The sequence below is a fragment of the Variovorax flavidus genome, assembly GCF_030317145.1.
GTDB lineage: Bacteria > Pseudomonadota > Gammaproteobacteria > Burkholderiales > Burkholderiaceae_C > Variovorax > Variovorax flavidus.
In genome coordinates this window covers 661,198-674,581 of record NZ_JASZYE010000001.1, presented here as the reverse complement: position 1 = coordinate 674,581, position 13,384 = coordinate 661,198, and the positions used below count along the sequence as shown (strand labels likewise).

Here is a 13,384-nt window from a genome sequence, read left to right as displayed (position 1 = left end):
ATCACGTCAGATCCTCTCTGTCGTGACAGCGACTCTACTGCGCGCGAAGTGAGGAGGCATTCACCAGAAGCACTAGCCGAACGGACGCTCCGGCGGCCCGTGCCCCGCGGTGCCCGGCCATATGCGGTATGGGAAGGCGGCCGGAACGCGCGTGCAGCGCGCAACGGCGCTCGAACTAGCTGGGCTTGTGCGACGAGTCGGCCGTCGAGCCGCCTGACCGGACCCAGTAGAACTGCTTGCGCGCCGACACCTCCGCAACGCGCAGGCGCCGCGCGGGCGCGGTCCGGATCTCGCCGTCGGCGGCGCAATACAGCGGCTCGCCTTCCGACGTGGACCGATGGGCGCGCAAGAGCGCCTTCAACCTCACTTTGACGCTTTCACGGGCCGGGCCACTGGAACGGAGCACCAGCACCTCGCGGGTCGCGATGACACGGGTGCGCTGCGGCTGGATCTCATCGGTCGCGGACTTCTCCATTCCGACGCCCGTCCACACCGCATCGACGTCCAACGCCATCATCACCGCGTCAGGGGTCTCGAAGCCGCGCAGGGACGCGCTGTTTGCCGCGGCGAGGCATCCCATCAAATTGGGCGTGAGGTCGAACCGGACCGCTGCGAACGCGTCGTCCACCGAGCGGGGGACTTCGACGACGATGTTTCGCGTGGCACCGGTTGCCGTGGCGACCTCATGGGCACGCTTGGCGCGTCGCCGGGCCCGCACGTGTGCCACGGCGGCAAACCCTGCCACCGGCGCGGCGGCGGCCATCACCTTGATCGCCAGCAGGCCATCCCCCGAGAGCATCAACGAACCTCCAGGAGGAAGACGTGATCTCGGGCAGTGTGTGACGGCAGGGAATTCATACGAGGCGTTGAGCTCCGACGACTCGGATCGGAACTTGTAACGCGCGAGGATACCTTCAAACCACGAGGGTGACGGACACGTCACCCGGCGGCTTGGCTCACCGCACCGGCATTAAGTCACGGGCGCGAACCCTCAGGCCGCAACGACGATCGGGAAGCTGGCCTTCCAGCCATCCGGCGCCCGCTCGAAAGGAACCGTGACGGCCGCGCGGTCCTGGTCGGACAGGTTCCGCCAAAGGAAATCACGCGCATTGCCCGGCGCCCCCGCCACATAGAGCTGGGTGGTGAGCAACTCCCGGGGGCCGAGCTTGACCTTCACATGAATGTGCGGCGTGCGACCGGTGTAAGGCACGGGGCGGATGGTGCGGAACCGATACCGGCCCTGCGCATCGGCTGCGACCCGGCCGAACCCCTGGAAGGCCTTGTCGGCACGATCGCCGTCGCCGGGATGGTGATAGTGGCCGCCCTGATCGCATTGCCAGATCTCCACGATCGCACCGGACAGCGGTCGCCCATCGAGATCGGCGACGGTGCCGTCGACCCAGGTCGGTTCGCCTGCGGCGTAGTTCAGTGTGCCGTTTCGCAGCAAGTCGTTGTCCGTGTCCCCCGGCAGGGTCACGGGATAGAACGGGCCTTCGGTTTGCGAAGGCGTCGCGCGCCGCGGGACTTGGGATTGCGCGCGAGCGCCCAGCCAGAAGGTCGGCAGTGCGACCAGCGCCGCCGCGATGGAGCGTCGGGGAAGACCCAGGGTGCTGCGCGGTGCGGTCATCGCAATGGACGGAGGTTCAGGACTTCACGCCGAGTTTCAGAAGGTCGATGTCCGCGAGCTTGCCCGGAATGGTCACCAGCCGCAATGCCTCGGCGGCCGCAATCGGACCACCGTCGGCCAGGTAGCGGATGTGGTAGCTCCCGAGCTTGATCTCGTCGCCGTTGTTCAGGGCGACGGTTTGCTGCCGTTCGCCATTGACGTAGGTTCCGTTGTGACTCTGCAGGTCGCGAATGGTCATCGTCTCCCCCACCGTTTCGAACACGGCGTGGGAGCGGCTCACAAGGGGGTTGTCGAGAACAAGGTCGGAGGAGTCGGCGCGACCGATGACGAAAGGGGTCCCCCTCACATTGACTTGCTTGGCCGAGCCATTCTTCTGCAGCACGATCAGTCTTGGCATCTTCTGTCTTTTCTTTCCTGGGCAGGCGCACGCAAGAGGCAGTGCGCCGAACTTCCGGAGTATGCCGCTTGGGGGTGCCATGCCCCCATTGGAGAGATTTTCGATTGCGAGACAGCCACGTACCTTGTAGGGCATGCAACAAACCCTCACGCTCGCGGCCAGATTCCGCAAGTCGTTCGCGCCGAGCCGCATGTTCCAGCCTGCCGAGGTGCCGTGCAGCACGCCTGCGCAACCGCTTCTGGTGCTGCGCGGCGTCTCCGTGAAGGAGACGATTCGATCGCGCGCCGCCAAGGTCATCGCCGTGACGGCGCTGCACTACGACGTGCGCAGCCGCTAGGCCCGGAGGCTGGCAATGGGGCTGGCTACAGCACCGGATGGCCGGTGGTGAACATGCAGGAGTCGGGATCGGTGGAGGGGTTCGGGGCGCTGGCACTGGCGCCCTCGTCCGGCAAGGGCACCGCCGTGCTTTCCCCGATGCCCACGGGGTTCATGGGCTTGCCGAAGGGCGCAAGCCCTTGCAGCACGCGCAAAGCCGAAGCGCCCTGGATGAGCGCTTCGGAATAGTCGGGTAGACCTCGGGTCGAGGAATCGATGGGCCGGTATCCCAGGCATTCCTCGGATTCCGCCTGCACTGCCTCCAACAGGACCCAATGAAATTCATTGGGCTCCAGTTCAAGAACAGTCAGGGCCAGATCGCGCCGAACCATGGGGATTCCTCTAATTCAGTTGTTTGACGAATTGTTACTGTCCTGAGAAATCTCCAACAAGGGACTTTTGCACATCGGGCTACCCATGGCCCCGCGATCCGGCACTTTGTCTCGATTTGCCGGTTTCGCGGGAGCCGTGGATCAGCCGAGGCGAACCGGCACGAAGATCTTGTCGCCGTCGCGCTGGATGAGCAGGGCCACGGACTTGTCAGCCTTGGCCACCACCTCGCGCACCTGCTCGATGCTCTTCGCCGGCGTGCCGTTGATGGCCAACAGCACGTCGCCCGGCTGAACGCCAGCCATCGCGGCAGGACCGCCCACTTCCTGGATCAGCAGGCCGCCGTCGACGGCGGCTTCGCGCTGCTCCTGGGGCTGCAGCGGACGCAGCGCCAGGCCGAGCTTGCCTTGGCCGGCACCGCTGTCGTTCTTGGCGACGGTGGCGGACTTCTCGGCCGAATCACCCAGCTTCGCGGAGAGTTCCTCGCGCTGGCCCTGACGCCAGATTTCGAGCGTGATCTTGCTGCCCGGCTTCTTCTGGCCGATCAAGGCCGGCAGGTCGCCCGAAGCAACGATCGGTTCGCCGTCGACCTTGCGGATGACGTCGCCCGAGCGCAGGCCGGCTTCATCTGCCGGGCCGCCCTTTTCCACGTTCGACACCAGCGCGCCTTCGGGCCTGTCGAGCTTGAACGAATCGGCAAAGGCCTGATTCACTTCCTGCACCGCGACGCCCAGGCGCGCGTGGCTCGCCTTGCCCGTGGCGACGATCTGGTCCTTCACCTGGATCGCAACGTCGATCGGAATCGCGAAGGACACGCCCTGGTAGCCGCCGCTGCGGCTGTAGATCTGCGAGTTGATGCCGACCACTTCGCCGCGCGTATTGATGAGCGGACCACCCGAGTTGCCGGGGTTCACTGCCACGTCCGTCTGGATGAACGGCACATAGCCGTCGTCCGGGAGCGAACGACCCTTGGCGCTGACGACGCCGGCAGTCACGGTGTTCTCGAAGCCGAACGGCGAACCGATCGCCAGCACCCATTCACCCACCTTGAGGTCCTTGGTGTTGCCGACCGATAGGGTCGGCAGGTTCTTGGCGTCGATCTTGAGGACGGCGACGTCGGTCTTGGCGTCCGAACCCAGCACCTTCGCGCGGAATTCGCGGCGATCGGTCAGCTTGACGGTCACTTCCTTGGCGTCCTTCACGACGTGCGCGTTGGTCAGGATGATGCCGTCGGCGCTCACGATGAAGCCGGAACCCTGGCCGCGGACCGGCGCCTCGCGCTGCTGTTGCCCGCGCTGGCCGCCCTGGCCTTGGCCCTGGCCCTGGAAGCGGCGGAAGAATTCGTACATGGGGTCGCTCGGGTCCATGCCCTGCATGCCCTGGGGGCCCTCGGCGGCCGCCGTCTTCGTCGTGCCGGTCACGCTGATGTTGACCACGGCCGGGGCATGGCGCGCCGTGATGGTGGAAAAGTCGGGCATGGAGACCTGCGGCGCGGCGGCGGGAGCCGATGCGGCCGGAGCCGGCGAGGCCACCGCATTGGCGCTGGTGTAGGCGCCGGTCGCCACGGCGCCGATCACGCCGGCAGCCGCCAGCGAAAGGACGAGTGCGCGCGGCGAGGTCAAACTGGTTTTCATCTGGAATCCTTTCGAGGTTGGAGAAGAGTCAACGAAAGGAATGTCGTGCCACACACTTAAGCGCGCCTTAAACGGGCGGTGCGCGCCGGCTCCAGCGCCGGTGAATGCTCAGGCCGTCGCCGGAAAACGAACGGCAACGCGCAAGCCGCCGAGGCTCGCGGACCGATCCAGCGAAACCGTCGCGCCATGCAGGTCGGCGATCGACTTGACGATCGCGAGACCGAGACCGCTGCCCGGCGCCTGCGGCTCGCCGGAGCGGTAGAAGCGGTCGAGCACGCGTTCACGCTCGCTGGCCGGCAGGCCCGGACCGCTGTCGTCAACGCTGAGTTCGATCCCGCCCGTGCCCGAAATGATGCCGACGTCGACACGTCCGCCGTCGGGCGAATACTTCACCGCGTTGTCGAGCAGATTGCGCAGCAGGGTGCGCAGCGCCTCGCCCTGGCCCGGGACCTCCACGGGATCCGCCCGGACGACGCCGATATCGATCCGGCGAGCCTGCGCGGTGGAGACGACGTCGGAAATCGCGAGCCGCGCCACCTCCGGCAGGCTCACCGACTCCGGCCGGGCGCCGGCCATGGCGCTGCCCTCGTGCCGGGCGAGAGCCAGCATCTGTTCGACCAGCCGGGTCGCGCGGTCGATACCTGCAGTCAGGCGCGCCACGGCGAGTTCACGGGTCGGCTCGTCGGGCGCACGCTGCAACCCCTGCACCTGGAGCTTCAGGGCCGCCAGCGGCGAGCGCAACTCATGCGCTGCATCAGCCACAAAGTGCTTCTGTGCATCGAACGCCCGTTGCACGCGGGCGAAAAGAAGGTTGAGTTCGTGCACCAGCGGCCGCACCTCTTCGGGCAGATCGCTCTCGCTCAGCGGCGACAGGTCGTCCGCCTGGCGCGCTGCGACCTGGCTGCGCACGCGCGCGACGGGCGCAAGCGAAAAGCTCACGACCCACCAGACGACCAGCATGAGCAGCGGCGCCGCCAGCGCGATAGGCCCGACGGTACGCAGCGCCAAGGTCCCCGCCATGCGGCGCCGCGCCGCCATGTCCTGCGCCACCTGGATCACGAGTGCACCGGTCTGCAGGGAGAACACACGGTAGGTGGTGCCTCGGGCCTCGACATTCGAGAAACCGAGCACGGCACGCTGCGGCAATGCGGCCTGCGCGGCGGATTCGAAGATGCGGATGCCATCCAGGGTCCACACCTGAACGATGAATTCGAAGTTCTCGTCACCGGCGCCGATTCCGCCGACCGCGGCGCTGGGCGGCAGTCCCGCGCGTAACGAGAGCGCCATCTGCCGCATGTGCTGGTCGAAGATGTCGTCGGCTTCGCTGAGCACCGTGCGGTAGGCGAGGAATGCCTGTGTGCCGGCCGCGAGAACGATGGCCGCCAGCAGGAACCACAGCAGGCGGGCGCGGAGCGACTTCATTCCTTGGGCACCATGTAGCCGACGCCGCGCACATTGCGGATCAGGTCTGCGCCCAGCTTCTTGCGCAGTCCGTGGACATAGACCTCGACCGCATTGCTGCTGATCTCGTCTTTCCAGCTGTAGAGCTTTTCCTCGAGTTGCGCCCGGGACAACACCATACCGGGACGTGCCAGGAGAGGCTCCAGCACCGCCCATTCACGAGCTGACAGCATCACCGGCTGGCCCGCCACCGTCACTTCACGCGTCGCGGGGTTCACGCTGACGCCCATGTGCTCGTAGACCGGCTCTGCCCGGCCGGACGCGCGTCGCAGCAGCGCCCGGATGCGCGCCAGGAGTTCGTCGAGGTCATAGGGCTTCAGGACGTAGTCGTCGGCGCCGGCGTCCAGCCCCTCGATGCGTTGCTGCACCGAGTCGCGCGCGGTGGCGATCAGCACCGGCATGCGCTGCTTGCGGGCTCGCAGGGAGCGCAGGACTTCGAGTCCGTCGCGGCGCGGCACCCCGAGGTCCAACACGACCAGGTCGTATTGCTGCGCGCGCAGCGCCGAGTCGGCCGCGTCGCCGTCCTTGACCCAGTCGACCGCGTACTGTTCGGCACGCAGCAGATCGAGCACGGTCTCGCCGATCATCACATCGTCTTCCAGCAGAAGCAGTCTCATCGTTCATTCGTCCGTGAAGCGATCTTCGAGATGGTAGCGACGACGAAGTTCAACGCGGCGCCTACAGCAGCGCCCTCACCTCGCGCGCGGCCTCGAAAAGCAGCGGCAGCATGTCGCGCCGCAGCGCGTCCTCCTGATGGCGTCCGCCGGACAGCACCACGTTGAGCGCCGCCACCGTATGGCCCTGCATGTCGCGCAGCGGTACCGCGAGCGCCTGCACGCCGAGTTCGTGCTCTTCGCTGGCAAAGCAGAAATCGTCCTTGCGCGCCTGCGCGATGTGCTGGCGCAGTACGCGCACCTGCGTGATCGTGTGGGGAGTGAGACGCGGGAGGCTGCGCCCCTTGAGCCATTCCGTGAGCTTGGCCGCGCTCAATGCCGCAAGCAACACGCGGCCGGTCGATGTCGCATGGGCAGGCAGTCGCGCGCCGAGGTGGAGGCCGTAGGCCAGCACGCGCGTCGGCGCGCCGTAGCTGCCGCTGCGCGCGACGATGACCACTTCCTCCCCGTCGAGCACCACCGCGGAAAACGACTCCTGCGTCTGTGCGGCGAGGCGGTTCAGCGTCGGCTGCAGCGCACGCGGCAAGCGCGATGATGCGAGGTAGCTGCCCGAGAAACGCAGCACCTTGGGCGCCATCCAGAAGTAGCTGCCGTCGGTTTCGAGATAGCCGAGGTGCGCCAGGGTCAGCAGGTGGCGCCGGGCCGCCGCGCGCGTGAGGCCCGCCCGCTCGGCGGCCAGGGTCGCGTTGAGCCGCTGGCGCTCGGTGTCGAAACTTTCGAGCACGGCCATTCCCTTGGCGATGCCTTCGATGAAGTCTGGTTTGGCGATGGTCATGGCACGAAGTGTTGCGCGATCATCGCGCAGGTTGCCTCATGATCGCACAGAGCGTGTCACGCGGTCACCCCGAGATGGCCTCGTCGCCCTACGCTTGCCGGAAACGCCATCAGGAGACATACATGCGAACTCAGGTTGCCATCATCGGCGCAGGCCCGGCCGGACTTTTGCTGGGCCAGTTGCTGCACAAGGCCGGCATCGACAACATCATCGTCGAGCGGCAGACCGGCGAATATGTGTTGGGCCGCATCCGGGCCGGCGTCCTGGAACAGGTCACGATGGACCTGCTGGCGCGCGCCGGCGTGGATGCACGCGCCAAGGCGGAGGGTCTGCCGCACGAAGGCATCGAGCTGCTGTTCAAGGGTGCCCGGCATCGCATCGACATGCACGGCCTGACGGATGGCAAGCAGGTCACCGTCTACGGTCAGACCGAGGTAACCCGCGACCTCATGGCGGCGCGAGAAGCCGAAGGCCTCAGGACCATCTACAGCGCTTCGCAGGTCAGCCTGCATGACTTCGACACGAAGTCGCCTCGCGTTCGCTACGAGAAAGACGGCACCACGCACGAAATCGAGTGCGACTTCATCGCCGGCTGCGACGGCTACCACGGCGTCAGCCGCGCGAGCGTCCCGGCGCAGTCGATTCACACTTACGAGAAGATCTATCCCTTCGGCTGGCTCGGTGTGCTGGCCGATGTGCCGCCGGTGTCGCATGAACTGATCTACGCCAATACCTCGCGCGGATTCGCCCTCTGCAGCATGCGTAGCGCGACGCGCAGCCGCTACTACGTGCAGGTGCCGACCGAAGAGCGCGTCGAGAACTGGAGCGACGAGGCTTTCTGGAACGAACTCCGGCTGCGTCTCGACCCGGAAGCCCGCGACCGGCTCGTGACGGGCCCTTCGCTCGAAAAGAGCATCGCGCCGCTGCGCAGCTTCGTGGCCGAGCCGATGCGCTTCGGCAGCCTGTTCCTTGCCGGCGACGCGGCCCACATCGTGCCGCCGACCGGCGCCAAGGGACTGAACCTGGCAACTGCCGACGTCGGCTACCTGTCGCGCGCGTTCGAGATCTTCTACGGCGAGAAGTCGGCCTCGGCGCTGGACCGCTACTCCGACCTGTGCCTGCGCCGGGTCTGGAAGGCAGAGCGCTTCTCGTGGTGGTTCACCTCGCTGATGCACCGCTTTCCGGAAACCGGCGAGTTCGGCCAGAAGATCCAGGAAGCCGAACTCGACTACCTGGTTCACTCACGCGCCGCCTCGACCTCGCTCGCCGAGAACTACGTCGGCCTGCCGCTCGAGGACTTCTGAGCCGAGCGCCAGCGGCTCAAGCCGTTGATGCCATCAACTGCCAGATGCGTGCCGGGGTCAGCGGCATGTCCAGATGCGGTGTGCGATCGGCCAGTCCGTTGCGCGCGAGCGCGTCGGCCACCGCGTTGACGATGGCCGGCGTGGCGCCGATGGTGCCGAGTTCGCCCACGCCCTTGACGCCCAGAGGGTTGTTCTTGCATGGGGTCGACTCGTCCATCTCCATGCGGAACATCGAGGTGACGATGTCCGAGCGCGGTGCGGCGTAGTCCATCAGGCTGCCGGTGAGCGGCTGGCCGGTTTCGGGGTCATACACCACTCGCTCGTAGAGTGCCTGCCCAATGCCCTGCACGGCGCCTCCTTCGAGTTGGCCGCGAACGATCATCGGGTTGACCACCCGCCCCACATCGTTGACCGAGGCATAGCTGACCACGCTGATGTCGCCCGTTGGCGGGTCGACCTCGACCTCGGAAATATGGCAGCCATTCGGCCAGGTCGGGCCCGACACCGTGCTGGTCGAATCCACGAAGATCTGGCGTTCGGGTTGGTGCCCTGCCAAAGTGAACAGGTCGCGTTGGAGATCGGTGCCCGCCACCTTGAAGACGCCCGCCGTGTATTCGATGTCCGCGGCCGACACCTCGAGTTCCTTGGCAGCGAGTTCCTTCGCCTTGTCGATGGTCCGCTCGGCGCCCACCCGCACGGCCGAGCCGCCGGTAAAGAGCGATCGAGATCCGGCGCTGCCGAAGCCGTCGCCACGGTCGGTGTCGCCCATCACGATGCGCACTTTCTCGATCGGCACGCCAAAGGCGTCGACCACCAATTGAGCGAGGGTGGTCGCGATGCCCTGCCCCATCGCGTTGACGGCGGAAAACACTTCGATGATGCCGTCGGCCTGCACCGAAACGGTCACCCGCTCCTCGAACACGTTGCCGCCCGTCCATTCAAGGAAAGTGGCGATGCCCAGGCCACGCAGCCTGCCCTGGCGTTTCGATTCAGCCGCACGTTTGTCGAAACCCTGCCAATCGGCCAGGCTCAGGGCCTTGTTCATCACCGATTCGAACTGACCCGTGTCATAGGTCTGCTTCATCGGATTGGTATAGGGCATCTGATCCGGCTGGATGAAGTTGCGCCGGCGCAGTTCGATGCGGTCGATGCCGGTCTGGCGCGCGGCCTCGTCCATCAGGCGTTCGATCGTGTAGATGGCCTCGGGCCGGCCGGCGCCGCGATAGGCGCCGGTGGGGGCCGTGTTGGTGAGCACGGCCAGGAAATGGAAATCGATGGTCTGGATGTCGTAGACGCTGGTCTGCACCCACGGGCCGATGAGAAGCTGGATCGCGACGCCGGTGCCGGTGGCGTAGGCGCCGACGTTCGCATGGGTCTTGATGCGCAGCCCCAGGATCTTTCCCGTCGCGTCGAGCGCCAGTTCGGCGCGCGCCTCGATGTCCCGGCCATGGGACGTCGCGAGGAACTCCTCGCTGCGGTCGGCTACCCATTTCACCGGGCGCCGGAGCGCGCGCGCCGCAAAGGCGACCGCAATGTCTTCCGGGTAGGCGCCGGTCTTCATGCCGAAGCCGCCGCCAACGTCGCCCACGACGACGCGCACCTTCTCCTTGGGCAGGCCGATCGCGTCGCAGATCGAGTCCCGGACGCCCGAAGGCATCTGAGTGCTCATGCGGATCGTGATGCGATCCGTCGCGGCATCGAAATCGGCCAGCACTGTCCGCGGTTCGATGGTGAGCGCGACGACACGCTGGTTGACGACGTCGAGCGACACCACATGGCTGGCCTTGGCGAAGGCCGCGGCCGTCGCATCGCTGCTGCCGTGCCGCATTTCGGCGGCGATGTTGCCCGTGGCTTCATCGCAGATCAGGGGCGCACCCTCGGCGGTCGCGCTGGCGAGGTCGACCACCATCGGCAGTTCTTCATAGTCCACCATGACGGCCTCGGCCGCGTCTCGCGCCTGTCGCGCGGTCTCCGCGACCACCACCGCGACGGGTTCGCCAACGAAGCGGACCCGCTCGAGCGCCAACGCCCGCCGTGCCGGCGTGGCGCAGTCCGCCCCGTCCGCCCGCGTGAACCCCGCTGCGCCCGGCATCGGTTTGACGCCGGCCGTTGCCAGATCGGCGCCCGTGAAAACGCCCAGCACGCCAGGCATGGCCGTGGCCGCGCTGGTGTCGACGGACACCAGTCGCGCATGGGGATAGGGGGAACGCACGAAGCTCAGCCAGGATTGCCCCGGCAGCGAAACGTCGTCGGTGTAGCGGCCGGTCCCGTTCAGGAGGTTTTCGTCCTCCAGACGCTTGACGGCCTGGCCGCTGCCGAAGCGCATGGGATTAGTTTCTGTGGTCACCGTGGTCCTCTTTGTCTGGAGCAGTTGTTGCGGGCGCAAGAACAACTATATGGGCTTCGGGAACATTCGGCGCGCGGCGCCGTCGCAGATGCTGAAGCCGTGTATACATCCAATCATGCAACTACCCTGGCTCGACCCTGGTGACCCCTTGCCCGACGCCGCCCTGGCCTGGGGTGATTCGGACCCGGTGCCCGGCCTCCTGGCCGCCGGCGGCGGACTCGACGTCGCCAGTCTCCTGCAGGCCTACAGCAACTGCATCTTCCCGTGGTTCAGCGAAGGCCAGCCGATTCTCTGGTGGAGTCCGGATCCGCGGATGGTCCTGGACGTGAGCCAGTTCAGGCTGCATCGGTCCTTGCGCAAGACGCTGGCCCGCTTCAGTTCCACCCAGGGCTGCGAGATCCGGATCGACCATGGATTCGAGGCGGTGATCTCCGCTTGCTCCCAGGCCCCGCGCGTCGGCCAGACAGGCACCTGGATCCTTCCGGAGATGGTGCAGGCCTATACGGCCCTGCACCGCGCCGGCTACGCACACAGCGTCGAGACCTGGATCGACGGCGAACTCGTGGGCGGCCTCTATGGCGTATCGATCGGGCATGCCGTGTTCGGCGAATCGATGTTTGCACGCCGGCCGGATGCGTCCAAGATCGCGCTGGCGGCGCTGGTCTGCTTCTGCCGTCGGCACGGCATCACGATGATCGACTGCCAGCAGAACACCGCCCATCTGGCAAGCCTCGGCGCCCGCGAAATGCCACGGAAGCGCCTTGTGTCGCACGTCGCCCACGCACGCCTGAAGACGAGCCCTGCGTGGCGCTTCGACCCCGTATACTGGAGCGAACTCCTGCCTGCGCGAGCCTCTTCAACGACGTGACGCACCTCAAGGATCTCCCGCTCCATACGCTGCAGTTCTATGCGACAGCACCCTATCCGTGCAGTTATCTGCCGGACCGGCAGGCGCGCTCGCAGGTCGCCACCCCGAGTCACCTGATCCACAACGATGCCTACTCGGACCTCGTGCTGAGCGGGTTCCGGCGCAGCGGCATGTTCACCTACCGGCCGTATTGCGACGGTTGCAGCGCCTGCGTCCCGCTCAGAGTGCTCGCGAACGAGTTTCGCCCCAATCGCAGCCAGCGCCGCGCGCTGACGCGCCACTCCAACCTGCAAGCGCGCGTACTGAAGCTCTGCTTCGTGCCCGAGCACTATCAGTTGTACCTGCGCTACCAGAACGGCAGGCATGCCGGCGGCGGCATGGACCACGACAGCATCGACCAGTACACCCAATTCCTGTTGCAGAGCCGGGTCAATTCGCGCCTTGTGGAGTTTCGCGAAACGCAGCCGGACGGCAGCGCCGGCGCCTTGAAGATGGTGTCGATCCTGGATGTGCTGAACGACGGTCTCTCGGCGGTCTACACCTTCTATGAACCCGAAGTCGGTGCGGGTTATGGCAACTACAGCGTGCTGTGGCAGATCGAGCAGGCCCGGAAGCTGCAGTTGCCCCATGTCTACCTCGGCTACTGGATCGAGGGCAGCGCCAAGATGAACTACAAGGCCCGATACACGCCCCACGAGGTGCTGATCGACGGCCAATGGCAACCGCAAAGCCATTTCACCAAGTAAAATCGCGACCGGTCAAAACCGCGTTGCACATGAGAAAACCCCAATCCGACGTTCCAGCCACGCCTGTGATCCAGGTCATCGAGCGGATGTTTTCGCTGATCGACGTCCTCGCGTCGCGTGAAGAAGCGATTTCCCTCAAGGAGATCAGCGAAAAGACGGGGCTGCATCCGTCCACCACCCATCGCATCCTGAACGACCTCGCCGTAGGCCGTTTCGTCGATCGCCCCGAGGCGGGCAGCTACCGGCTCGGCATGCGCTTGCTGGAACTGGGCAATCTGGTCAAGGGCCGGCTCAACGTGCGCGACGCCGCCATGACGCCGATGCGCGAGTTGCACAAGCTCACCCAGCAGCCGGTGAACCTCAGCATGCGCCAGGGCGACGAGATCGTCTACATCGAGCGCGCCTACAGCGAGCGCTCAGGCATGCAGGTGGTCCGCGCGATCGGCGGGCGGGCTCCCTTGCATCTCACGTCCACCGGAAAGCTGTTCCTCGCAGTGGACGAACCCCAGCGCGTGCGCAGCTACGCCACGCGAACCGGTCTGGCCGGCCACACACGCAACAGCATCACGCAACTGCCGGCGCTGGAACGCGAACTCTCCAAGGCGCGTCAGTACGGCATCGCTCGCGACAACGAGGAACTCGAACTCGGCGTGCGATGCATGGCCGCCGGGATCTACGATGACCAAGGCAAGCTCGTCGCCGGTTTGTCGATCTCTGCCCCAGCGGATCGGCTGGACGACGGATGGCTGCCCAAGCTGCAAGCCACCGCCAACGAGATTTCCAGCGCCTTGGGTTACAAGGCAAGCACGCCAACGCCGGCCTGACTCGGTATCAGGCCCGTCGTCG

14 protein-coding genes are annotated in these 13,384 nt (G+C 66.2%); 5 read left to right on the top strand and 9 right to left on the bottom strand.

The genetic code is table 11. The features are described from left to right. Positions 1-175: 175 nt before the first annotated feature. From QTH90_RS03265 to QTH90_RS03255, 3 genes are all read right to left on the bottom strand, one after another. Positions 176-799 carry a hypothetical protein gene (locus QTH90_RS03265; RefSeq protein ID WP_286663082.1) on the bottom strand — a complete coding sequence of 208 codons (624 nt, stop codon included), beginning with the start codon at positions 797-799 and terminating at the stop codon, positions 176-178. 192 nt (positions 800-991) lie between these two features. Further along, entirely contained in the window at positions 992-1,627 is a 636-nt protein-coding gene (locus QTH90_RS03260; RefSeq protein ID WP_444814671.1) for a dioxygenase family protein, read from the bottom strand. A 16-nt stretch (positions 1,628-1,643) separates the two neighbouring features. Then, positions 1,644-2,024: an FHA domain-containing protein gene (locus tag QTH90_RS03255; protein WP_286663081.1), complete on the bottom strand. Its 381-nt coding sequence runs from the start codon at positions 2,022-2,024 to the stop codon at positions 1,644-1,646. 133 nt (positions 2,025-2,157) lie between these two features. On the opposite strand from QTH90_RS03255, the gene QTH90_RS03250 reads away from it, so the two are divergent. Continuing rightward, entirely contained in the window at positions 2,158-2,361 is a 204-nt protein-coding gene (locus tag QTH90_RS03250) for a hypothetical protein (protein WP_286663080.1), read from the top strand. 25 nt (positions 2,362-2,386) lie between these two features. On the opposite strand, the gene QTH90_RS03245 is transcribed toward QTH90_RS03250, so the two are convergent. From QTH90_RS03245 to QTH90_RS03225, 5 genes are all read right to left on the bottom strand, one after another. Then, complete coding sequence (locus tag QTH90_RS03245; protein WP_286663079.1) at positions 2,387-2,731, bottom strand: hypothetical protein; 345 nt, start codon at positions 2,729-2,731, stop codon at positions 2,387-2,389. A 141-nt stretch (positions 2,732-2,872) separates the two neighbouring features. Next, a complete protein-coding gene (locus QTH90_RS03240) occupies positions 2,873-4,363 on the bottom strand; it encodes a DegQ family serine endoprotease (RefSeq protein ID WP_286663078.1) in 1,491 nt (496 codons plus the stop codon). Positions 4,364-4,471: 108 nt separating this feature from the next. Further along, positions 4,472-5,785 carry an ATP-binding protein gene (locus QTH90_RS03235; protein WP_286663077.1) on the bottom strand — a complete coding sequence of 438 codons (1,314 nt, stop codon included), beginning with the start codon at positions 5,783-5,785 and terminating at the stop codon, positions 4,472-4,474. Further along, positions 5,782-6,441, bottom strand: a complete 660-nt coding sequence (locus QTH90_RS03230) for a response regulator (protein ID WP_286663076.1) — start codon at positions 6,439-6,441, stop codon at positions 5,782-5,784. Before QTH90_RS03230 ends, QTH90_RS03235 begins: the two co-directional genes overlap by 4 nt. A gap of 61 nt (positions 6,442-6,502) precedes the next feature. Continuing rightward, entirely contained in the window at positions 6,503-7,273 is a 771-nt protein-coding gene (locus QTH90_RS03225; RefSeq protein WP_286663075.1) for an IclR family transcriptional regulator domain-containing protein, read from the bottom strand. Between the two features lie 122 nt (positions 7,274-7,395). Here QTH90_RS03225 and pobA point away from each other — a divergent pair, with 122 nt between their 5' ends. Next, entirely contained in the window at positions 7,396-8,577 is a 1,182-nt protein-coding gene (gene pobA / locus QTH90_RS03220) for a 4-hydroxybenzoate 3-monooxygenase (protein WP_286663074.1), read from the top strand. Positions 8,578-8,593: 16 nt separating this feature from the next. Here pobA and QTH90_RS03215 read toward each other — a convergent pair whose 3' ends face one another. Next, positions 8,594-10,924 carry a xanthine dehydrogenase family protein molybdopterin-binding subunit gene (locus QTH90_RS03215; RefSeq protein ID WP_286663073.1) on the bottom strand — a complete coding sequence of 777 codons (2,331 nt, stop codon included), beginning with the start codon at positions 10,922-10,924 and terminating at the stop codon, positions 8,594-8,596. A 115-nt stretch (positions 10,925-11,039) separates the two neighbouring features. On the opposite strand from QTH90_RS03215, the gene aat reads away from it, so the two are divergent. From aat to QTH90_RS03200, 3 genes are read left to right on the top strand one after another with little or no spacing between them, the layout of a single operon-like run. Further along, positions 11,040-11,792 (top strand): leucyl/phenylalanyl-tRNA--protein transferase, encoded by a 753-nt coding sequence (gene aat, locus QTH90_RS03210; RefSeq protein WP_286663072.1) that lies wholly within the window; start codon positions 11,040-11,042, stop codon positions 11,790-11,792. Further along, positions 11,789-12,538 carry an arginyltransferase gene (locus QTH90_RS03205; RefSeq protein ID WP_286663071.1) on the top strand — a complete coding sequence of 250 codons (750 nt, stop codon included), beginning with the start codon at positions 11,789-11,791 and terminating at the stop codon, positions 12,536-12,538. The genes aat and QTH90_RS03205 overlap by 4 nt, the downstream gene beginning before the upstream one ends. Before the next feature lie 29 nt (positions 12,539-12,567). After that, positions 12,568-13,362, top strand: a complete 795-nt coding sequence (locus QTH90_RS03200) for an IclR family transcriptional regulator (protein ID WP_286663070.1) — start codon at positions 12,568-12,570, stop codon at positions 13,360-13,362. Positions 13,363-13,384 lie beyond the last annotated feature (22 nt).

Bases quoted from the DNA above. Each gene is read 5' to 3' on its own strand.
- QTH90_RS03265 (WP_286663082.1), bottom strand. From the start codon at position 799: ATGCTCTCGGGGGATGGCCTGCTGGCGATCAAGGTGATGGCCGCCGCC.
- QTH90_RS03260 (WP_444814671.1), bottom strand. From the start codon at position 1,627: ATGACCGCACCGCGCAGCACCCTGGGTCTTCCCCGACGCTCCATCGCG.
- QTH90_RS03255 (WP_286663081.1), bottom strand. From the start codon at position 2,024: ATGCCAAGACTGATCGTGCTGCAGAAGAATGGCTCGGCCAAGCAAGTC.
- QTH90_RS03250 (WP_286663080.1), top strand. From the start codon at position 2,158: ATGCAACAAACCCTCACGCTCGCGGCCAGATTCCGCAAGTCGTTCGCG.
- QTH90_RS03245 (WP_286663079.1), bottom strand. From the start codon at position 2,731: ATGGTTCGGCGCGATCTGGCCCTGACTGTTCTTGAACTGGAGCCCAAT.
- QTH90_RS03240 (WP_286663078.1), bottom strand. From the start codon at position 4,363: ATGAAAACCAGTTTGACCTCGCCGCGCGCACTCGTCCTTTCGCTGGCG.
- QTH90_RS03235 (WP_286663077.1), bottom strand. From the start codon at position 5,785: ATGAAGTCGCTCCGCGCCCGCCTGCTGTGGTTCCTGCTGGCGGCCATC.
- QTH90_RS03230 (WP_286663076.1), bottom strand. From the start codon at position 6,441: ATGAGACTGCTTCTGCTGGAAGACGATGTGATGATCGGCGAGACCGTG.
- QTH90_RS03225 (WP_286663075.1), bottom strand. From the start codon at position 7,273: ATGACCATCGCCAAACCAGACTTCATCGAAGGCATCGCCAAGGGAATG.
- pobA (WP_286663074.1), top strand. From the start codon at position 7,396: ATGCGAACTCAGGTTGCCATCATCGGCGCAGGCCCGGCCGGACTTTTG.
- aat (WP_286663072.1), top strand. From the start codon at position 11,040: ATGCAACTACCCTGGCTCGACCCTGGTGACCCCTTGCCCGACGCCGCC.
- QTH90_RS03200 (WP_286663070.1), top strand. From the start codon at position 12,568: ATGAGAAAACCCCAATCCGACGTTCCAGCCACGCCTGTGATCCAGGTC.